Source organism: Microbispora sp. ATCC PTA-5024, assembly GCF_000511135.2.
Classification (GTDB): domain Bacteria; phylum Actinomycetota; class Actinomycetes; order Streptosporangiales; family Streptosporangiaceae; genus Microbispora; species Microbispora corallina.
In genome coordinates this window covers 706,654-726,366 of record NZ_KI866526.1, presented here as the reverse complement: position 1 = coordinate 726,366, position 19,713 = coordinate 706,654, and the positions used below count along the sequence as shown (strand labels likewise).

The window sequence follows — 19,713 nt, the reverse complement described above, 5'->3', positions numbered from 1 at the left end:
CGCGGCCCTGCTCGGCGCGACGGCCGCGGTCGCCGCGGCGGCCGGCGGGATCGGCGTGCTGCAGGCCCACCTGTCCAGCCGGATGGGCCAGGACGTGCTGGAGCGGCTGCGGACGGACCTGTACGCGCACCTGCAGCGGCTGCCGCTCACCTTCTTCACCGGCACCCGCACCGGGGAGATCCAGTCCCGCGTCATCGGCGACGTGGCCGAGGTGCAGGGCGTGGCCGGCGCGACCGTGCCCGCGATGCTCGCCAACGTCGTGACCTGCCTCGTCACCGCGGCGTGCCTGGTCGCCCTGTCGTGGCGGCTCGCGCTGGTCTCGATCTGCCTGCTGCCCGCCGCGGCGTGGCTGACCGCGCGGGTGGCGGTGCACCAGCGCCGGGTCGCCGCCGCCGTCCAGCGCTCCCGCGCCGAGATGAACGTGATCGCCGAGGAGACGCTGTCGGTCTCGGGGATCCTGCTCGCCCGGGTCTTCGGCCGTCAGGACCACGGCGTGCGGCGGTTCGGGGACGAGAGCCGCCGGCTGGCGGGGCTGCAGGTCCGGGCCGCCGTGGGGGCGCAGGCGCTCGGCGCGGCGCTGCAGGCACTCTTCCTCGTCGCGCCCGCCGTGGTCTACCTCGCCGCGGGGCTGGGGCGGCCCCCCACACCGGGGACCCTGCTGGCCTTCACCTCGCTCCAGGCGCGCCTGTTCCTCCCGGCCGGCCAGCTCATGCAGGTGGCGGTCCAGTTCCGCGCCGCGACGGCGGTGTTCGAGCGGATCTTCGAGTACCTCGACCGGCGGCCGTCCGTCGTGGACGGGCCGGGGGCCGTCGCGGCGCGGCGCGACGCGGTCCGCGGCGAGATCGCGCTGACCGGCGTCACCTTCCGGTACGGCGGGCACGCGGTCCTGCGGGACGTGACGCTGCGGATCCGGCCGGGCCAGTTCGCCGCGGTCGTCGGGGAGAGCGGGTCGGGCAAGACCACGCTGGCACATCTCGTCATGCGCCTGCACGACCCGGACGAGGGCGTGGTCGCCCTCGACGGGGTCGACGTCCGCCGCCTGACGCGTGACTCGCTGGCGGCGCTGTTCGGCGTCGTGACCCAGGAGCCGGTCCTGTTCCACGCGACGGTCGCCGACAATCTCCGGTACGCGAAGGCGTCGGCCACGGCGGGCGAGCTCGAGGCGGCCTGCCGGGCGGCGCGGATCCACGACCGCGTGGTCCGGCTTCCGGACGGCTACGACTCGATGGTGGGCGAGCGGGGCTCGCGCCTGTCCGGAGGTGAGAGGCAGCGGCTCACCATCGCGCGGGCGATCCTGAACGACCCGCCCGTACTCATCCTCGACGAGGCCACCTCCGCCCTCGACACCGAGAGCGAGCGGCAGGTCCAGGAGGCGTTGACGCCGCTCCTGCCGGGCCGGACGACCTTGGTGATCACCCATCGCCCGGACACGGTCCGCGCGGCCGACGTGATCTTCGTCCTCCACGAGGGGCGGCTGGTGGAGCAGGGCCGGCACGAGGAGCTGCTCGCCCGGGGCGGGCGGTACGCCGAGCTCGCCCACCGGCTGCCGGAACGGGGCACCGGCGCGGAAGCGGTCCCCGCCGTCCCCTGACAGGGCGAGCGGTCAGTCGCCGGCGCGCCGGACGAGGGGGTTGGCGGAGGTCGAGTTGCGGATGCTGAACACGACGCTGCCGGCGCGGTAGCGGTCGTCGGAGCACTCCACCGGGCGGCCCTCCTGGCTGGTGGTGGTGCGCCGCTGGCGCAGCAGGGGGCTGCCGCGCCGGACGCCGAGCAGACGGGCGTCCTCGGCCCCGGCCGCGACCGCGTCGATCAGGTGCTCGCCGTACGCGAAGACGAGGCCGACCGCCTCGTAGAGCTCCTGGGTGACCGACTCGCACGCCGGGTCGAGCTTCTCCACTGCGGGGGCGATCCAGCCGGCGTAGACGGTTCGCTCGACCAGGACGGGCTCGCCGTCGAGCCGCCGCAGCCGCAGCACGGTGAGCACCTCGTCCCCCGGCTCGACCGACAGCCGCACGGCCTCGGAGGGGGTGCAGGGACGGCGGCGGGACGCCAGCACGGTCCCGCTGGCGCGGTAGCCCATGGAGCGCGCCCACTGCGCGAAGCTGTGCAGCTCGGCGAAGCTCTGGCTGCGCTCGCCGCCGAGCACGATGCGCCTCGCGCCCTGGCGGGATCCGACGAGCCCCTCGGAGGCGAGCAGGGCGACCGCCTGGCGTATCGTGCCACGGGCGGCCTCGTAACGTGTGGCCAGCTCGGCCTCGGAGGGCAGCTGCGCGCCGATCGGGTACTCCCCCCGCAGGATCGCCTCCCGCAGGTCTCCCGCGATCTGTTCGTAGCGCGCCATCGTCATGGACCCTTCCCGTTCACTCTTCCGACATCGATATGCGACTTACTAGGTCTGGCTTGTTTGTACAAGTTCGCTTAAGTTCAAGCCACACAATCAGTGGGAGGGACCCTTGTCCACACGTACCGTCGGCCTGGTGGCCGCGCTCACCATAACGACCTCGATCATCGCCGCGTGCGGCGCGGCCCCCAAGACCGACACCGCGGCCTCCGGCTCGGGCGGCTCCAAGGCCGCCACGGCCACCTCCGCCCAGGACCTCGGCGGCTTGGACAAGCTGGTCGAGGCCGCCAAGAAGGAGGGACAGCTCAACGTCATCGCGCTGCCCCCGGACTGGGCGAACTACGGCGAGCTCATCAGCGCGTTCACCGCGAAGTACGGCATCAAGATCAACAGCGACAACCCCGACGGCTCCAGCCAGGACGAGATCAACGCGGTCAAGACCCTGAAGGGCCAGGACCGCGCCCCCGACGTCCTCGACCTCGGCAGCGCCTTCGCCCTGAGCGGCGCCCAGGAGGGCCTGTTCGCCCCGTACAAGGTGCAGAGCTGGGACAAGATCCCGGACGGCCAGAAGGACGCGAACGGCGCCTGGTACTACGACTACGGCGGCTACATCTCGATCGGCTGCGACGCCAAGCGCGTCAAGGAGTGCCCGCAGTCCTTCGCGGACCTGCTGAAGCCGGAGTACAAGGGCAAGGTCGCGCTGAACGGCGACCCGACCAAGGCCGGCGCCGCCTTCGCCGGCGTCTACGCCGCCTCGCTGGCCAACCAGGGCTCCTTCGACGACATCCAGCCCGGCATCGACTTCTTCAAGAAGATGAAGGAGAGCGGCAACTTCACCCCGGTCGAGGCCACCCCGGCCACGGTCGAGAAGGGCGAGACGCCCATCACGATCGACTGGGACTACCTCCAGGCCAGCTACGCCAAGGAGTTCTCCAGCAAGGGCGTGGACTGGAAGGTCGCCATCCCGGGCGACGGCAAGTACGCGAACTTCTACTCCCAGGCCGTCAGCAAGTACGCCCCGCACCCGGCGGCCGCCCGCCTGTGGCAGGAGTTCCTCTACAGCGCCGAGGGCCAGAACCTGTGGCTGAAGGGCTACGCCCGCCCGGTGCTGCTGCCGGCGATGCAGCAGGACGGCACCGCCGACGCCGCCCTGGTGGCCCAGCTCCCCAAGGTCGACGGCGACCCCACCTTCCCGACGCCCGAGCAGGTCGACAAGGCCAAGCAGGTCCTGGCGAGCGGCTGGGGCGCGGCGGTCGCGGGCTGACCCGGTGACCGGTAACCGTACGCGATCGAAAGGCTGGCTCGCGGCCGTCCCGCTGCTGGCCTTCATCGCCCTGATCTTCGGCGTGCCGCTGCTGGTCCTCCTCGGCGGCACGTTCACCCGCGACGGCTCGGTGAGCGCGGCGAACCTCACCGAGTCCCTCCAGGGGGCGTACCTTACGGCCCTGCTCGGCAGCGTGAAGATCTCCACGGTGGTCGCCGTGGTGGGGGCCGTGCTCGGCACGTTCCTCGCCCAGGCCGTCGTGACGTCGCGGTTCCGGGCCCTGCGGGAGGCCGTGCTGACGGCCTCGGGCGTCCTGGCGAACTTCGGCGGCGTGCCGCTGGCGTTCGCCTGGATCGCCACGCTGGGCAACTCGGGCGTGGTCACCCAGGCGCTCGGCCTGTCCGACCACGGGTGGAACCTCTACAACTTCTGGGGTCTCACCCTGGTCTACCTCTACTTCTCGATCCCGCTGATGGTGCTGACGGTCGTGCCCGCGCTCGACGGGCTGAAGCCCCAGTGGCGGGAGGCGGCGCAGAACAACGGCGCCAACACCTGGCAGTTCTGGCGGTGGGTCGGCATCCCCGTGCTGGGCCCGACGCTGCTGGGCGGGTTCGTGCTGCTGTTCGGCGGCTCGTTCGCGGCCTACGCGACCGCCAAGGCGATGGTCGGCGGCTCGGTCCCGCTGGTCACCCTGCAGATCGACGCGGCGCTGAGCGGCAACGTGCTCATCGGCCACGAGAACGTGGCCCTCGCCCTCAGCCTCGACATGATCGTCATCGCCGGCGTGGTCATGGCGATCTACCTTCCGCTCCAGAAGAGGAGTGCCCGATGGCTACGGTGACCCCGCAGGTCGCCCCGGCCGCGACGCCGCCCGCGGCGGCGAAGGGCCGGCCGCGCAGGCCCAGGGTGTGGCGGGGGGCCGTCCTCGTCGTCGCGGCGCTCTACTTCCTGGTGCCGCTGCTCGCGTCGTTCGTCTTCACGGTGGACGACCCGAGCGAGGGATTCACGCTCGACGCGTACGGGCAGATCTTCTCGGCAGAGGGCTTCGGCCGGAGCCTGCTGCTGTCGCTCGGGCTCGGCGTGGTCACGATCGCGCTGGTCCTGCTGCTGACGCTGCCCGCGATGATCGCCGTACGGCTCAGCGCGCCGCGCCTGCGTACGGTCCTCGAGGTGGTGTGCACGCTCCCGCTGGTCGTGCCGCCCATCACGTTCGTGGCCGGGATCAGCACGGTGCTCCGCTGGGGTCCTGACTACCTGGCGAGCACGCCGTTCTACCAGACGATCATCGCGGTGCAGAACCCCGACTTCCCCGTCGTGCTCGTGCTCGCGTACGTGGTGCTGGCCCTGCCGTTCGTGTACCGGTCGCTGGACGCGGGGCTCGGCGCGATCGACGTGCGCACGCTGTCGGAGGCGGCCCGCAACCTCGGGGCGTCGTGGCCGCACGTGGTCTTCCGCGTGATCATCCCGAACCTCCGGTCCGGTCTGGCCAGCGCCGGCTTCCTCACGCTGGCCCTGGTGCTCGGCGAGTTCACGATCGCCCAGCTGCTCAGCTTCCAGACCTTCCCCGTCTGGATCTACACGATCTCCGGCTCGCAGGCCCAGGTGTCCGTGGCCGTCTCGGTGTTCAGCCTGCTGATCACCTGGCTGCTGCTGCTCGTCCTGTCCTCCGCCGGTGCGAGGCAAAGGAGTGGTTCATGAACGGGGCCCGGGTCGAGTTCCGCGGGCTGCGGCGCCGGTTCGGCGCGACGGTCGCGCTCGACAACCTCAACCTGACGGTCGAGCCGGGCGAGCTGATCGCCCTGCTCGGGCCCTCGGGCTGCGGCAAGACCACCGCGCTGCGCTGCCTGGCCGGCTTCGAGCACCCGGACGAGGGCCAGGTCCTGGTCGACGACAAGGACGTCACCCGGGTGCCGGCCAACCGCCGCGACGCCGGGATGGTCTTCCAGTCCTACAGCCTGTTCCCGAACCTGAACGTCCGCGACAACATCTCCTTCGGCATGCGGGTCCGCAAGGTCCCGGCCGCCCGGCGGCACGAGCGGGCGCAGGAGCTGCTGGAGCTGATCGGCCTCCCGCACATCGGGGGCCGCTACCCGCATCAGCTGTCCGGCGGGCAGCAGCAGCGGGTCGCGCTGGCCCGCGCCATCGCCCTGGAGCCCCGCGTCCTGCTGCTCGACGAGCCGCTGTCGGCGCTGGACGCCAAGGTCCGGGTCACCCTCCGGGAGGAGATCCGGCGGCTGCAGCTCTCGCTCGGCATCACGACGATCTTCGTCACGCACGACCAGGAGGAGGCCCTGTCGATGGCCGACCGGGTCGCCGTCCTGCGCGACGGCCACCTGGAGCAGGTCGCCGACCCGGCCACCCTGTACGACCGGCCGGCGACCCCGTTCGTGGCCGAGTTCGTGGGCACCATGAACCACCTGCCCGGCACCGTCGTGGGCGACCGCGTCGAGGTGCTCGGGCAGAGCCTGCCGATCGACGGCCCGGCGCCGTCCGCCGAGCGGGTCGAGGTCCTGGTGCGGCCGGAGACCGTGCTGGTCACGCCGGAGAGCGACGGCGGCGCCCTCGTCATGGTCTCGTCGTTCCGCGGCTCGACCGCGCGGCTGCGCGTGCAGCTGGCCGACGGCACCGAGGCGCTGGCCGACGTGCCCGGTCACGACGCGCTGCGGCTGGCGCCCGGCACCAAGGTGCGGGTCTCGCTGGTCGAGCGGCCCGTGCTCGTGGCCCCCGGCACGGAGACCGGCGACGTGCGGACGGCGGTGCCCGAGCCCGATGTCGTCTGAGGCCCTCGGCGCGGTGCTGTTCGACATGGACGGCACCCTCGTGGACACCGAGGACCTGTGGTGGGAGGCCTGCGCCGAGGTCGCCGTCGGCCTCGGGTCCGCGCTGGGCCCCGGGGACCGGCAGGCGCTGTTCGGCCTGCCGGTCGAGGACGCCGCGTGTCACGTGTCCGGACGGATCCCCGGCTCCCCCGGTCCCGCAGCGGTGGCGGCATTGCTGACCACGGCGTTCACGGCCAAGATCGAAAACGGTGTGACGACGCTGCCCGGCGCCGTCGCGCTGCTGGAGGCGCTGCGGGCGGCCGGGATCCCGGCCGGCCTGGTGAGCGCCTCCCCCCGCCCGGTCGTCGACCTGGTGCTGGAGACGGTCGGCGGCGACCGGTTCCGGCTGTCGGTCGCGGCCGGGGACAGCGAGCGGAACAAGCCCGCCCCCGATCCGTACCTCGCCGCCGCGCGCAGGCTGGGCGTCGACCCGGCCTCGTGCGTGGCGATCGAGGACAGCCCCACCGGCATCGCGTCGGCGGCCGGCGCGGGCTGCGCCGTCCTCGCGGTCGGCCTCGGCGGGACCGCGCCGGAGGGCGTGGTGGCGGTCTCCTCACTGGAGAACGTCGATCTGGCGCTGCTGCGCCTGCTCGTCACGAGAGCGACCTGAGGCGGGAACAACCCGCGAGACCCCCGGGGTTAGGGGACGATGAGGCCGAGTCGCAGAAGGAGTCGCAGATGCGTGCCGTCGTCGTCCCCGCCTACGGGGGTTCCTCCGTGCTCGAGTACACCGAGCGCCCCGATCCCGAGCCCGGCCCCGGCGAGGTGCTGGTGGACGTGGCGGCCGCCGGGGTGAACTTCACCGACGTCTACCATCGGGAGGGCCGCTACCCGCTGCCGCTGCCGCTGGTGCCCGGCTCCGAGGGGGCCGGAACGGTCACGGCCGTCGGCGACGGCGTGACCGACATCGTGCCCGGCGACCGCGTCGGGTGGGCGCAGGTCGTCGGCTCGTACGCGGACAAGGCGGTCATCCCGGCCGAGAAGGCGGTGCTGCTGCCCGAGGGGCTGGCGCCCGACCTGGCGGCCGCGGTGCTGCTCCAGGGCCTCACCGCCCACTACCTCACCCACTCGACGTACCCGGTGCGGCAGGGCGACGACGTGCTGGTGCACGCGGCCGCCGGCGGCATGGGCCTGCTGCTCACGCAGATCGTCAAGCTGCGCGGGGGCCGGGTGATCGGCACCGTCTCCACTCCGGAGAAGGAGAAGCTCGCCCGGCAGGCCGGGGCCGACGAGGTGATCGGCTACGAGGACGTCCCCGACGCCGTCAGGCGGATCACCGGCGCGGGGGTCCACGTGGTCTACGACGGCGTCGGGGCCGCGACCTTCGAGGGCTCGCTCGCCTCGCTGCGCCCGCGCGGCATGCTCGCCCTGTACGGCGCGGCCAGCGGGCCGGTGCCGCCCTTCGACCTCCAGCGGCTGAACCCGGCGGGGTCGCTGTTCGTCACCCGGCCCTCGCTGGGCCACTACATCGCCACCCGCGAGGAGCTGCTGTCCCGGGCCGACGACGTGCTCGGGTGGGTGGCGTCCGGCGCGCTCAAGGTGCACGTGTCGCAGCGCTACCCGCTGGCCGAGGCCGCCCGCGCCCACGACGACCTCGAGGCCCGCCGCACCACCGGCAAGCTGCTGCTGATCCCCTGAGTCAGGTCGCGGCGTGGAAGACGAGCACGCCGAGGTAGACGCCCCCGGCGATCGCGACCACGTGCAGGACGATCGACAGGACGCGTACGGCGGCGGGGCTCATCAGTGGGATCCGTTCAGCAGGCGCTTCTTGGCGGTGGCGTACTCGTCGTCGTCGAGCTGGCCGGCCCGGTGGAGGGCGGCCAGCCGCTCCAGCTCGCCGACGAGGTTCGGCCGCTCGGGGGCGGGCGCCGGCACGACCGGCCGTACGTGGGGGCGGTCGTCGCCGGGGAGCCGCACGCTCGTGGTCCAGCGGACCTCGCCCGGACGCAGGGCCGGCGGGACGGGCGGGGCGGCCGGGGGCGGCGTCCCCCACAGCAGCCGCCGCAGCGCCTCGCGGTTGGCGAACAGCAGCAGCGGAGCCCCGCCCATCAGCAGGAAGAGCACCGCGCAGACCATGAAGCTCCACTCCACTCCGCTCTCCGGAGCGAGGGCGGCGTCGAGGAACGCCCAGCCGAGGCTGAGGAACAGCGCCGGCCAGGCGAGGGAGGTCAGCCGGGGGCCCACCGGCAGCGCCGAGACCGCGTACACGCCGAGCGCGGCGATCCCACCGATGATCGAGACGGGGACGATCCAGCCGATGCCCTGCGGGCACGGCGTGGCGACGACGTACGGGCCCCCGGACCCGCAGCTGCCGCCGATGGACATGACCGCGTGCGAGGCGAGGTACAGGAGAGTCAGCGCGCAGCAGAACGCGCCGAGCCCGGCGAGCAGCCCGATGGACCGCCGGACGAGCTGGAGTGGGGTCAGCACGGGACGAATATAGGCCAGAGCTCACCTCTCGGGGTGATCTCGCAGCGGCCGGGCCGGCCACTCCAGCAGCCGCGCCCCGAGCACCGCCGTCTCCAGGGTGAACCGCTGGGTGGGATCGCTCGGCGAGAACCCCGTGAGGCGGCGGATCCGCTCCAGCCGGTAGGTGATCGCCCGGGTGCTGATGCCGAGCCGCCGCGCCGCCGCGGTGTGGTTGCCCTGGGAGGCGAAGACGGCCTCCAGCGTCTCCAGCAGCGGCTCCGGCCCGCCGCGCGCGGCGGTGAGCGGCCCGAGGACGGTGGACACGAGATCGACGATCGCGTTCCTGTCCCGCAGCAGCACCGGGAAGACCAGCAGGTCGGACGCCTTGAGCACCTGGGCCCGCAGGCCGAGCCGCTCCCCCAGGTCGATGGCGTTGGACGCCTCGCGGTAGGACGTGACGATCCCCCCCGGACCCTGGTGGGCGCGGCCCACGCCGACCCGCCACGAGTCGAGGCCCGACCGCACGTGGTGGGTGAACTCCCCGCTGGCCGCCGTCAGCGACGCCGGGCAGGCGCACACCAGCAGGCCGTCCCGCGCCGCGACCAGGATGTTGTGCGAGCCGAACCGGGCGACCATCGCCTGCTCGATTCTGCGGATCAGCGGGTCGCCGGGAGGCAGCGGCGCGGCCGGCCGGGCGACCGTGACGACGTACGCCTCGGCCAGCCGCAGGCCGAAGTGCTCGGCCCGCTCGGCGTCGGCCCGGCCCTGCAGCAGGTCGTCGACGAACACGCGGCGGGCCTCCTCCTCCCGCCGGATCGCCGCCCGCTGGGCCTCCTCGTAGCCCTCGGCGAAGGCCGCCATGCTCCGCCGTACGGCGCCGAACGCCCCGCCGGAGGTGATCTCGGCGGCGTGCAGGCAGGCGTCGGCCAGCACGCGCAGCGGGATGCCGCGCTCGGCGGCCAGGGCGCCGCTCTCGCGCAGGCCGTCCACGTCGGCCCGCCCCGGCAGGCGCCCGGTAGCGGCGGAGGCCGCCAGTACGGCGAGGAACCCGCCGAGCAGGTCGGCGGGCACCCCGGTCGCCTCGCTCACGCGAGCGAGAACGCTGTCCATCACACCCCTACGTCACGCCGCTCGAAGGAGAGCACCGCCGTCATGAGGAGCACGGCCGTCGCGCCCAGCAGCACAAGGTAGTCGCCGACGGGCCAGCCCTGGTAAAGCGGCCTGCCGTCCAGGTAGTAGTGGAACGGCGAGAGCCAGCGCAGCCAGGCGATGGCGTCCACGTTCCGGCCGAGCGTCTCCACCACGTAGCCCGCGACCGCCCACACACCGACGACGGCCAGCCCCACCTGCTTGCGCCCGGTCGCCGCCCCCACGCAGACCGCCAGCGTGCCGAAGAACATCACGAGAAGGAACATCCCGGTGTGGGCGGCGAGCAGCCGCCCGAAGGGCACCCCCATGCCGGCGCCGGACGCGGCAGCCACGATGACCGCGAACGTCACCACGGCCACGGCCAGCACGCCGAGGGCGAGCCCGATCCACCGGTCGAGGACGAGCCGCCTGCGGTCGATCGGCAGCGTCACGGTCAGCTCCAGCGTGCCCGCCTCCTCGGGGACCGCGATCGCCCGGTTGCCGAGCACCGAGGCCGCCATGACGAACAGCATCGGCCCGAGGAGCTGGTAGGCGACCGTCTGGAGGAACCCGACGCCGGTCCCGATGTCGGCGAGGCCGCCCATCAGGTCCCGCAGAGCGCCGGGATACTTGGCCAGCGCCTGCGCGCTCAGCGTCTGCGGATCGTCCTTCATGCTCGCCCAGATCGAGATGTACATCCCGAAGAAGGCGCACATCCCGACCGTCCACCCGATGAGCGCGCGGCGGTACTCGCGCAGCGTCTTACGCACCAGCGCGGCCATGGCGCGCCTCCTCCTCGCTGTAGTAGGTCAGGAAGATCTCCTCGAGGTCCGGCTCCGCGCTGACCATGTGCACCACGGTGAACCGGGCCGCCGCCTTGATGAGCGCGTCGGGCCGCCCGTCGATCGTGCAGCGCAGCGAGGTCCCCTCCACGACGAGGTCCCGGACCCCCGGCAGGCCCTCGAAGGCCTCCTTCGGCACCGGTGCGTCGAAGTGGAACTCCACATGCCGTACGGCCCGCTCGCGCAGCGCCGCCACGTCCTCGACCGCGACCAGCCGGCCCGACCGCACGATGCCCACCCGGTCGGCCACGTGCTCGACCTCGGCGAGCACGTGCGACGACATCAGGACGGTACGGCCGGAGGTGCGCACCTCCCGGACCATGGCGAGGAACTCCTGCTGCACCAGGGGGTCGAGGCCGCTCGTCGGCTCGTCGAGGACGAGCAGCTCCGGCTCGTGCATGAACGCCTGGATGAGGCCGACCTTCTGCTTGTTGCCCTTGGACAGCTCGCTCATCCTGACCGTCACGTCGGCGTCGAGCCGCTCGGCCAGCTCGTCGATCCTGCCCCGGCTCACCCCGCCGCGCACGCCGGCGAGGAACTCCAGGTAGTCGCGGGCCTTCTCCCGGCCCTCCAGGGCCAGCTCACCGGGCAGGTACCCGATCCTGGCGCGCACCCGGGTGTCCCGCGTGTCCGCTCCGAGCACGGTCGCCCGGCCGGAGGTGGGGCGGATCACGTCGAGGAGCAGCCGGATGGTGGTCGTCTTCCCGGCGCCGTTCGGGCCCAGGTAGCCGAAGACCTCCCCCGGCTGGATGGTGAGCGTCAGGTCCTCCAGGCCCCGCCTCGTGCCGTAGAACTTCGTCAGTCCTTCGGTCTCCACTACTGCTGTCATGACGCAATGGTGCTGCCGCGGCGGCCCGCGGGGACATGCCCGGACCCGGACAGCTGGCCGGCCCCTGCGTTCCCGGATCCGGCAAACCGCTCAGGCGGCGTCCTTCACGGACGCGCCGGGCAGGAGGTGGCGGTAGCGGGAGACCAGCCGGTACGCCCCCTCGGCCGCCCAGCTCACGGGCGGGGCCAGCATGACCCTGCCCAGGGGACGCCACAGGGGATGGGGCTGGAGGGCCAGCATCACGCCGATCGCCCGCGCCCCGTGGGCGTGCAGTCCGCGCGGGCCGACGAGCTGGACCGAGGCCGACGCCTCGTCACGGGTGAGTCCCAGGGCCCCGAGGTCGACAAACTGCCAGGCTCGGACCACGGGCATGTACGGCAGGAGCCTGCGCCCGGCGTTCACGCACATCTGGCAGAAGGCGCACTCCCCATCGAAGACCAGCAGGAGCCGGTTTTCACCGCCCACATTGCCCAAGCTACCAATCCTGCGACAGGGCCGACATTCGGCGCAGGTACTCGTCCTCGTCGATCTCTCCGGCGGCGAACCGGGCCCGGAGGATCTCCTGCGCGTCCGGCCGCGGGGCGGGGGCCGGTGGCGGCGGGACCCGCCGTGGCCGGCGGCCGTGGCCCAGCGCGAGGACGACGATCACGATCACCGCCACGGCGACACTGAAGACCACCGCGAGGACCAGCAGGAGAAGGAGCGCCGTCATGGCCCCTATCATGACCGCTCCACCCGCCGCCCCGGAAGCGCCTTGAGCCCGGCGCCGGGCGGGACGCCTCCTGACGGGGGCCGAGCGCCGGGCGGGGCGCGATCACACGGGTGCCGGGCGGGACGCCTACCGAAGGGGGCCGAGCGCCGCGCGGGCGCCGGCGGCGAGGACGACGGCCGCGATGCCGACGCCGCGGGCCAGCCGTACCGACCGGCGGATGTCCCGGACCCGCGGCCGCGGCCCGTCGCCCAGCTCCGGCCGGTGCTCGACCCGCCCGCCGTAGTCGTTCGCGCCCCCGAGCCGTACGCCGAGGGCCCCGGCGAAGGCGGCCTCGCAGTGCCCGGAGTTGGGGCTGGGGTGCCGGTGGCCGTCCCGGCGCAGCACGGCGGCGGCCCTCCTGGGCGAGCCGCCCGCGGTGCCCGCGAGCGCGACGGTGAGCGCGGCCGTCAGCCGGGCGGGCAGGAGGTTCGCCACGTCGTCGAGCCGGGCGGACGCCCAGCCGAACCGCTCGTACCGCGCCGACCGGTGGCCCACCATCGCGTCGAGCGTGTTGACCGCCCGGTATCCGAGCAGTCCCGGCAGGCCGAGGGCCGCGCCCCACACGAGCGGCCCGACGACGGCGTCGGAGGTGTTCTCGGCGATCGACTCGACCGTTCCGCGGGCCAGCTCGCCGGCGTCGAGACCCGAGGGGTCGCGGCCGCACAGGTGGGGCAGCCGCTCGCGCGCGGCGCGGATGTCGCCCTCCTCCAGCGAGGCGGCCATCGCGGCGCCCTCGCGGGCGAGGCTGGTGCCGCCCAGCACGGCCCAGGTGGCGGCGGCGGTGACCACGGTGCGGGCCAGGGGGTGCGAACGGGTCAGCCGGTCGGCGAGCAGCCCCAGACCGGCCGCTCCCCCGACGAGGGCCGCGGTGAAGAGGACCCCTGCCGAGCGCGAGTCACGATAAATCCGCTTTTCGAGGGCGGTGGCGGCGGTCCCGAACGCGGCCACCGGATGGCCCCGCCGGGGATCGCCCACGACGGCGTCGGCCGCGGCGCCCAGCAGCATCCCGGCGACCGTGGGCCCGTCCATGATCCGCTTCACGCCCGGCATTCTCCCGCAGCCCCTCACCTCGGGCTCGTCCGGGGGCGGGCGGTCACATCAGATGGGCGTGCAGGGCGTCCTCGTTCGCGTCGAGCCAGGCGGCGGCCCGTCTGATGCGCTCCCCCGCGCCGTCGGCCCACATGCGCGCCCATCCCGGCTCCGCCCGCGCCTTGTCGCGCATGACCTGGTACGACCGGCCGAACCGGGTCCGGGCCGTCTCCAGCAGCCGGAGCCGGTCGCGCGGCCCCAGGCCGTACGCGTCGCAGAAGAGCCGCAGGCGCGCGCCCGCGTCGAGGGTGCGCTGGACGGGGTCGCGGTCGACCGGGTCCGCGATCGGCGCCCAGTGCCGCAGCGTGGTCACCACGTCGAACAGGCGGGTCACCGGCCGCGCCAGGTCGAAGTCGATCAGCGCGTACGGCACGAGGGCCCCGCCTCCGGACGAGGACGGCCGGAAGACGACGTTGCGCGGGGTCACGTCGCAGTGGCCGACGATCTCCGGCTGGTCGCCGACCGCGGAGCCGTCCTCCCACCGGGCCGCGGGCGGCGGCGTGAAGGACGCGGCGGCGTAGTGGAACCGGCGCAGCAGCCGCGCGAGGGCGGCGAGCGCCTCGCCGGTCACCGCGTACCCGGGCAGCGGACGGCCCGGCACCTCGCCCTCGACGTACGTCAGGACCTGGCGGCCCAGGTGGTCGGTGCCGAGGGCGCGCGGAGCGCCGTCGAACCCGGCCGCCTCCAGGTGCCGCAGCAGCGCGTGCACCGCGGGCGACGAGGGGCGGACGGGACGGCGGACCGTGCCGCCGACGCGTACGACCCCGCGGGTGACCTCTCCGGTGATCTCGCCGCCAAGGGGGATCTCGGGAAGGGCCAGACGCGGTGACATGCCGAACGATGGTAGCGGCCCGGCCTGGCATGTCGCTTCTCCATGGGCGCTTTCCCCGGCGTCGCCTTCACATGACGCACTCCCCAGCACCTAGGATGATCAGGTGCGAATCGGAACCCTCGGTGCGGCCCGGATCACCCCGAACGCCCTGGTGAAGCCCGCCGGTCAGGTCCCGGGAGTAGAGGTCGCCGCGGTCGCCGCCCGCGACCGGTCGCGGGCCGAGGCCTTCGCCGCGCGGCACGGCATCCCGGCGGTCCACGACTCGTACGAGGCCCTGGTGGCCGACCCCTCGATCGACGCCGTGTACAACCCCCTGCCGAACGCGCTGCACGCCGAGTGGACCCTGCGCGCCCTGGAGGCCGGCAAGCACGTCCTGTGCGAGAAGCCGTTCACCTCGAACGAGGCCGAGGCCCGCCAGGTCGCCGAGGCGGCCGACAAGGCCGGGACCGTGGTCATGGAGGCGTTCCACTACCGCTACCACCCGCTGGCGCGGCGGATGGCCGCGGTCGTCCGGGAGCTCGGCGAGATCCGCGAGGTGGAGACGTGGATGTGCTTCCCGCTCCCCCGCTTCTCCGACATCCGCTACTCGCTGGCGCTGTCCGGCGGCGCGCTCATGGACGCCGGGTGCTACGCCGTCCACTGCGCCCGGCTGCTCGGGGGCGGCGAGCCGGTCGTGCGCTCGGCCCGGGCCCGCCTCCACTCGCCCGGCGTCGACCGGGCCATGACCGCCAGGCTGGAGTTCCCGTCCGGCGCGACCGGCCGGGTCCACGCCTCGATGTGGTCGTCCCAGCTGCTGCGGATCGCGGCCCGGGTCACCGGCTCGGCGGGCGAGATGCGGGTCGTGAACTTCGCGCTGCCGCAGATGTTCAACCGGCTGTCGGTCACGATCGACGGCGTCACCCGGCGCGAGCGGGTCGCGGGCGACCCGTCGTACACGTATCAGCTGCGGGCGTTCGACTCCGCCGTACGGACCGGGGAAGGCAATCTCACCCCGCCGTCCGACTCCATCGCGACGATGGCGGTCATCGACGAGATCTACCGCAAGGCCGGCCTGGCTCCCCGGGGCACGGCCTGACGGTCGGGCGACGGGCCTCGGTGGCCGGAGCCGGCGCTTCGGCCGCCGATGGCCGATTTCCGCGGCGAACCGCGAACGTCCGTGTTTCACCTGCTCAGGGGAGATCTCTCCCCAGTGACCCTGTCCTTGGCACCGAGGTCGGCCCGATGGGCAAGATCAAGGACAAGCTCACCTGATCACCGCTCTCGCCGCGGAGACCGGTGTCCGCCGGTTCTCCGCGGCGAGGCCCTTCGCGCCGGCGGCCCCGGGCAGCGGGGCCAGAGCCGAGCGGAGCCGTCCGCCGGGCGGTTCGGTGAGAGCCGCGGCCAGCCTCGGCTCGCTCGCGTGCCGCCTTCTCCAGGGACGGTCGTCCCGCGTCCTCAGCAGATCGTTCTTCAGTGAGGCTTCCATGCTCGATTCCCGCCGCCACCAGGACCGCCCGCCCGGGGGCGCCGGCGCGAAGGGCCTCCCTGCGTGGCCGCCGAGGCCCAGGGCCGGCTCATCGTCAACCGCCGCGCCACCACCGTGGCCGGCGTCGCCGTCGCCGCCCTGATCAGCGGCCTGAACGGCCTCCTGCTCGTCGAGGTGCTGACCGGCTGAGGCCCCCGGCGGCGGCCCACGGTGGTGGACGTCTCACACTGGGACGGCGTCGAGTTCGGTGAGCAGGGCGTCGAGCACGTGCATGGCGCGCCATGCCTTGGTCATGCCGAACTGCGCGGAGAACCGTACGACGGCACGGGCCTCCTCCGGTGTGGCGCCGGCGCCGAGGGCGCGCGTCAGGTGGGCGCGGAAGCTCTCCTGCAGGGTCTGGAAGAGCACGTCGACGGTCATCGTGATGAAGGCGCGCTCACGGACCGACAGCAGCCGCATGCCGGCGCGCATCCGCGACTGCAGGTCCATGTACGCGCCGAAGGGTGCGTCGAGGGCGGCCACGGCCTGCCGCATCGACTCGGGGAGCGGGCTGCCCGTGCCGTCGGCGTTCACCTCGTGGCCCTGGCCGGTGGGGGTGGGCAGGGCATGCTCCCGTTCCAGGTCGGTCAGGCGGGCGAGGGCCGCCAGGGCGGCGGGGTAGCCGCTGTCGTAGGCGACGAAGCGGAGCAGTTCGCGCAGGTGGTCGGCCGACACGCCGCAGTCCGCCGCCATCGTCACGTGCTGCTGGAAGGGCAGGCCGAGGGTCTGCTGGCAGACGTCGGCGGTGAGGCACAGCAGGACCTTCTCGCGCCTGGTGAGTTCCGGGATCTCTTCCCAGAGGAGGCGGTCTGTGGCGGCGTTCATCTCGGCGAACACCGGGTCCAGCGCCTTCACCTGGTTCTCCATGGGAGTCCTCCATAAGTAAACGGTCGTAGCGCTACGACTGTAGTGCAACGGTCGTTCGCCTACAATAGGGCGTCATGGACGAGACCTCCCCCGCCCCGGCCGACGCTCCCGGTGGCAGGCGCGGCCGCAACCCGCGTGGCCAGGGCGAGCGGCTGCGCGAGGAGATCGTCGGCGCCGCGTTGCGCCTGCTGGACGAACACGGCGACGATCAGGCCCTTTCGATGCGCGCGGTGGCCCGCGAGGTGGGCGTGGCGGCGACCTCGGTGTACATCCATTTCGCCGACAGGGACGCGCTCGTGCTGGCCGCCCTGGAGAGGTTCCATCGCGATCTCGTGGAGGCCGTCGACCAGGCCGAGACCGGTGCCGCCGGGCCGGCGGGCAAGCTGCGTGCCCGCGTCCTGCTGCTCGGACGGTGGGTTCAACAGCACCGCGGCCTGTACAAGGTGTTGCACGAGAGCACGCTCAACCAGCGGGCGGCCATGACGTTCAAGCAGGAGCTGGCCGAGCGCACCACCGCCGCGGTGCAGCGGTGCATGGACGCCGGCCTCGCCCCGGCCGACGATGCCGCAGTGGTCTCACTGGACCTGAGGGCGGCGGTTCACGGGGCCGTGTCGATGCGGCTCAACCAGCCCGGCCTGCCATGGCCTCCGTTGGAGGAGCAGGTCGATCGTTTTCTGGCCAAGCTTGTCGGCCTCCCGCTCCCATAGGCCTGGAGGTCTCCTGGAGTTGTAGGTGGGGGCGGGATGAGACCGGTGAGTCGGGCCTTGGGAGAATCGGTCCAAGACACGCAAATGTGCTTCACAGATCCTTTGAGCCGAGTGGTGGCTCTCATGAAAGACCTTCGCGTCACCACGAACCTGCACCCCCCGTTCACGATCATCACCGTGACGGGAGAGTTGGACGCCGCGAGCCAGCACCTGGTCCGCGAGGCGGCGGAAACCCCTCTGACACGGCCCGACGTGCGCCTGCTGTTCGACCTCACCCATCTGGATTTCATCGACAGCTCCGGGATGGACGTCATCCTCGACTGCTACAGCCGCCTCGACCAGGCGGGCCGGGTGGCCGTATGCGGGCTTTCAGCTCACCAGCAGCGGCTCTTCGACCTGATGGGGATCACCGGCCGGATCCCCACCTATCCCACCCTGCAGGACGCGTTGACCTACGGCGCCGAGCCGTAGCCGCGGCCGTCCGTCTCCGGCCGCCTCACGGCCTCGCGGCGCGGGCCTGCTTCGGCCGTGGCGCCGGATCGGCCCGCCCGCCCGGCGGGACCGCTTCACGGCCTCTCGCCGCCCGCCACCTCATCCGCGGAGGCCCCGGAGGGCCGGGCGCCGCCGGAGTTGAGGGGGATCCGCGCCGTCAACATGAAGCCGCCGTCGGGAGTCGGCCCTCGTTCCAACTGCCCGTTCAGGAGTGTGATGCGCTCCACGAGCCCCGCCAGGCCGAAACCCGAATGGGGAAGCAGGCGCTGGAGGGACATTCGCGGCCCGCCCCCGCCCCTGTCGTTCACCACCGAGACGGTCACGACACCGTCGTGGGCCTCACAGACGACGCGCACCCGGGATCGGGGGGCGTGCTTGCTGACGTTGCTCAGCCCCTCCTGCACGACCCGGTAGCAGGCGTGCCCCACCTGGGTGGGGAGGCCGATGTCGGGCAGGTCGTAGTGCAGGGTGACCCGGGTGCCCGTGGCGGCCGCCTCCTCCACGAGGCGGGAGACCGCCCTCGGCCCCGTCTCGGTCCGCGGCGCGTCCTCACGCCGGAGCACCGTGAGCAGTTCGCGCAGTTCGCCGAGGGCCTCCACCCCCTTGTCCTCGATCGTGGCGGCGAGCCTGTCCACCTCGCTGTCCGTGGCTTCGTGGAGCATTCCCGCGTTGAGGACCATCACGGTCACCGCGTGCGTCACGGTGTCGTGCATCTCCCGCGCGATCTTGCGGCGCTCCCGGCGGGCGGCCTGCTGCTCGCGTTCCCGCATCCCCGACCGCAACTCCAGGATCATCCCGCGGTAGCCGCGCACCCACGTTCCCACCAGGGCCGGCAGGTAGATGAGCGTCAGCGCGCGCACCAGGCAGAGGTAGAGCAGGTCGTCCGTCCTGGGGTCCACGTAGTCGATCGCGGCGGCGGCCGCGATCAGCGGAACGGACATCAGCTGCCAGTGACGCACCTTGTTCTCCGCCGTCATCGAGTACGCGGCGAAGGCCATGGGCACGATCTGCCCGGTGAGGACGGCACACAGGACCGAGGCGATGATCATGGGGAGCGCGGTGCGCCGGCGGATCAGCAGGGTGCCCACCGTGATCACCTCGATGACGATCTCGATCCAATCCGGTATCGGCCCCCACAGGGAGAAGGACAGACCCAGGAGCGTCGTCGGGACGGTGAAGCTGAGGATCGCTGTCGCCAGGAGCGCGTCGGCGATCCGGCGGCGGTGTGATGTGGTGAATTCGGCCACGATCGACGGGACGCCGGCAAGGATCAAGGTGGTTCGCACGAGAGATTCCTTCTGCGAGGCGGTCCGCCTCTGTGCCCTCGCAGCGGACCGTGAGGTGCTCCTGTCCCAAGGAGGTCACCCCCTGAGGCGGGGAGCGTCTGTCGATGTACCTCGCATCGTGCGCCACCGGGTTCCCGAGTGGTAAGGCCGTGGTACTCCTCGGACACGCTGTCCTGGGAGTGACACGGTCACCCGCAGATCGGACGCTCGCCATGCTTTCCGCCGTGACGCCGGTCGACCGCACCACCGCGCGACGCGCCCCTGCACGAGATCGCCCACCGGTGGATAAGCCGGGATCACTCGTCTCGGCCGCCCCCGCGGTTGGCGATGATGACGGCGAGCGGGGGGATCACCAGGGCCACCGCGAACATCACGAGCGCCAAGGTGGTCGAAAACAGCCGCACGACGGTGCCCGCCAGCACGAACAGCGTGAGGCACACCCCCATCATCATCAGGTACGTCCGCTTCCGGCCCGGCACGACCTCAGCGTATTGCCGATCCTCATTCGGGCTCACCCGCCGCCCACGCCACGGGGCGGCGGCCGGGTGGCGGG

At 72.9% G+C, this 19,713-nt stretch carries 24 protein-coding genes; 11 read left to right on the top strand and 13 right to left on the bottom strand.

The window, feature by feature from the left end; all coding sequences use genetic code 11:
• On the top strand, positions 1-1,591 hold a 1,591-nt coding region (locus tag MPTA5024_RS34015), incomplete at its 5' end, for an ABC transporter ATP-binding protein (protein WP_051458992.1).
• Positions 1,592-1,603: 12 nt separating this feature from the next.
• Here MPTA5024_RS34015 and MPTA5024_RS34010 read toward each other — a convergent pair.
• Entirely contained in the window at positions 1,604-2,341 is a 738-nt protein-coding gene (locus tag MPTA5024_RS34010; RefSeq protein ID WP_232326756.1) for a GntR family transcriptional regulator, read from the bottom strand.
• 112 nt (positions 2,342-2,453) lie between these two features.
• Between MPTA5024_RS34010 and MPTA5024_RS34005 the strand changes: the two genes are divergently transcribed.
• The 6 genes from MPTA5024_RS34005 (at position 2,454) to MPTA5024_RS33980 (ending at position 8,062) form a co-directional block, all read left to right on the top strand.
• The gene (locus tag MPTA5024_RS34005; protein ID WP_051458991.1) at positions 2,454-3,605 is read left to right on the top strand and encodes an ABC transporter substrate-binding protein; all 1,152 of its coding nucleotides are present in this window, start codon (positions 2,454-2,456) and stop codon (positions 3,603-3,605) included.
• A 4-nt stretch (positions 3,606-3,609) separates the two neighbouring features.
• Complete coding sequence (locus MPTA5024_RS34000; protein ID WP_036331854.1) at positions 3,610-4,446, top strand: ABC transporter permease; 837 nt, start codon at positions 3,610-3,612, stop codon at positions 4,444-4,446.
• The gene (locus MPTA5024_RS33995; RefSeq protein WP_084370217.1) at positions 4,434-5,303 is read left to right on the top strand and encodes an ABC transporter permease; all 870 of its coding nucleotides are present in this window, start codon (positions 4,434-4,436) and stop codon (positions 5,301-5,303) included. Before MPTA5024_RS34000 ends, MPTA5024_RS33995 begins: the two co-directional genes overlap by 13 nt.
• Entirely contained in the window at positions 5,300-6,385 is a 1,086-nt protein-coding gene (locus tag MPTA5024_RS33990) for an ABC transporter ATP-binding protein (RefSeq protein ID WP_051458990.1), read from the top strand. Before MPTA5024_RS33995 ends, MPTA5024_RS33990 begins: the two co-directional genes overlap by 4 nt.
• On the top strand, positions 6,375-7,034 hold the full coding sequence (locus MPTA5024_RS33985) for an HAD family hydrolase (protein ID WP_036331852.1): 660 nt from the start codon (positions 6,375-6,377) through the stop codon (positions 7,032-7,034). Before MPTA5024_RS33990 ends, MPTA5024_RS33985 begins: the two co-directional genes overlap by 11 nt.
• 68 nt (positions 7,035-7,102) lie before the next feature.
• Positions 7,103-8,062: a quinone oxidoreductase family protein gene (locus MPTA5024_RS33980; RefSeq protein WP_036331851.1), complete on the top strand. Its 960-nt coding sequence runs from the start codon at positions 7,103-7,105 to the stop codon at positions 8,060-8,062.
• Positions 8,063-8,164: 102 nt separating this feature from the next.
• On the opposite strand, the gene MPTA5024_RS33975 is transcribed toward MPTA5024_RS33980, so the two are convergent.
• The 8 genes from MPTA5024_RS33975 to MPTA5024_RS33940 all read right to left on the bottom strand — a co-directional run bounded on the left by MPTA5024_RS33975 (position 8,165) and on the right by MPTA5024_RS33940 (position 14,304).
• Positions 8,165-8,854: an SHOCT domain-containing protein gene (locus MPTA5024_RS33975; protein WP_036331850.1), complete on the bottom strand. Its 690-nt coding sequence runs from the start codon at positions 8,852-8,854 to the stop codon at positions 8,165-8,167.
• A gap of 21 nt (positions 8,855-8,875) precedes the next feature.
• A complete protein-coding gene (locus tag MPTA5024_RS33970) occupies positions 8,876-9,922 on the bottom strand; it encodes a PucR family transcriptional regulator (protein ID WP_036331848.1) in 1,047 nt (348 codons plus the stop codon).
• 20 nt (positions 9,923-9,942) lie between these two features.
• Positions 9,943-10,743, bottom strand: coding sequence for an ABC transporter permease subunit (locus tag MPTA5024_RS33965; RefSeq protein ID WP_036331847.1), 801 nt, complete (start codon positions 10,741-10,743; stop codon positions 9,943-9,945).
• Positions 10,724-11,632, bottom strand: coding sequence for an ABC transporter ATP-binding protein (locus MPTA5024_RS33960; protein WP_036331846.1), 909 nt, complete (start codon positions 11,630-11,632; stop codon positions 10,724-10,726). The genes MPTA5024_RS33965 and MPTA5024_RS33960 overlap by 20 nt, the downstream gene beginning before the upstream one ends.
• 90 nt (positions 11,633-11,722) lie before the next feature.
• Positions 11,723-12,097, bottom strand: coding sequence for a thiol-disulfide oxidoreductase DCC family protein (locus MPTA5024_RS33955; protein ID WP_036331845.1), 375 nt, complete (start codon positions 12,095-12,097; stop codon positions 11,723-11,725).
• 10 nt (positions 12,098-12,107) lie between these two features.
• On the bottom strand, positions 12,108-12,344 hold the full coding sequence (locus tag MPTA5024_RS33950; protein ID WP_051458988.1) for an SHOCT domain-containing protein: 237 nt from the start codon (positions 12,342-12,344) through the stop codon (positions 12,108-12,110).
• 126 nt (positions 12,345-12,470) lie between these two features.
• The gene (locus MPTA5024_RS33945; RefSeq protein WP_036332172.1) at positions 12,471-13,412 is read right to left on the bottom strand and encodes a cobalamin biosynthesis protein; all 942 of its coding nucleotides are present in this window, start codon (positions 13,410-13,412) and stop codon (positions 12,471-12,473) included.
• Positions 13,413-13,476: 64 nt separating this feature from the next.
• Positions 13,477-14,304, bottom strand: coding sequence for a phosphotransferase (locus MPTA5024_RS33940; RefSeq protein WP_036331843.1), 828 nt, complete (start codon positions 14,302-14,304; stop codon positions 13,477-13,479).
• 103 nt (positions 14,305-14,407) lie between these two features.
• Here MPTA5024_RS33940 and MPTA5024_RS33935 point away from each other — a divergent pair, with 103 nt between their 5' ends.
• Positions 14,408-15,379: a Gfo/Idh/MocA family protein gene (locus MPTA5024_RS33935; RefSeq protein WP_036331841.1), complete on the top strand. Its 972-nt coding sequence runs from the start codon at positions 14,408-14,410 to the stop codon at positions 15,377-15,379.
• Between the two features lie 168 nt (positions 15,380-15,547).
• On the opposite strand, the gene MPTA5024_RS33930 is transcribed toward MPTA5024_RS33935, so the two are convergent.
• The gene (locus MPTA5024_RS33930) at positions 15,548-15,769 is read right to left on the bottom strand and encodes a hypothetical protein (protein WP_036331839.1); all 222 of its coding nucleotides are present in this window, start codon (positions 15,767-15,769) and stop codon (positions 15,548-15,550) included.
• 63 nt (positions 15,770-15,832) lie between these two features.
• Here MPTA5024_RS33930 and MPTA5024_RS44445 point away from each other — a divergent pair, with 63 nt between their 5' ends.
• Positions 15,833-15,958 carry a hypothetical protein gene (locus MPTA5024_RS44445; RefSeq protein WP_269750655.1) on the top strand — a complete coding sequence of 42 codons (126 nt, stop codon included), beginning with the start codon at positions 15,833-15,835 and terminating at the stop codon, positions 15,956-15,958.
• 33 nt (positions 15,959-15,991) lie between these two features.
• Here MPTA5024_RS44445 and MPTA5024_RS33925 read toward each other — a convergent pair whose 3' ends face one another.
• Complete coding sequence (locus tag MPTA5024_RS33925; protein ID WP_036331837.1) at positions 15,992-16,675, bottom strand: carboxymuconolactone decarboxylase family protein; 684 nt, start codon at positions 16,673-16,675, stop codon at positions 15,992-15,994.
• 74 nt (positions 16,676-16,749) lie between these two features.
• On the opposite strand from MPTA5024_RS33925, the gene MPTA5024_RS33920 reads away from it, so the two are divergent.
• Together MPTA5024_RS33920 and MPTA5024_RS33915 are read left to right on the top strand one after the other, a co-directional pair.
• Positions 16,750-17,382: a TetR/AcrR family transcriptional regulator gene (locus MPTA5024_RS33920; protein WP_036331835.1), complete on the top strand. Its 633-nt coding sequence runs from the start codon at positions 16,750-16,752 to the stop codon at positions 17,380-17,382.
• Between the two features lie 123 nt (positions 17,383-17,505).
• Entirely contained in the window at positions 17,506-17,853 is a 348-nt protein-coding gene (locus MPTA5024_RS33915; protein ID WP_063794836.1) for an STAS domain-containing protein, read from the top strand.
• 95 nt (positions 17,854-17,948) lie between these two features.
• Here the strand turns inward: MPTA5024_RS33915 and MPTA5024_RS33910 are convergent, their stop codons facing one another.
• The gene (locus MPTA5024_RS33910; RefSeq protein WP_051458986.1) at positions 17,949-19,160 is read right to left on the bottom strand and encodes a sensor histidine kinase; all 1,212 of its coding nucleotides are present in this window, start codon (positions 19,158-19,160) and stop codon (positions 17,949-17,951) included.
• 296 nt (positions 19,161-19,456) lie between these two features.
• Positions 19,457-19,639, bottom strand: a complete 183-nt coding sequence (locus MPTA5024_RS42965; RefSeq protein ID WP_051458985.1) for a DUF3099 domain-containing protein — start codon at positions 19,637-19,639, stop codon at positions 19,457-19,459.
• Positions 19,640-19,713: the final 74 nt, after the last annotated feature.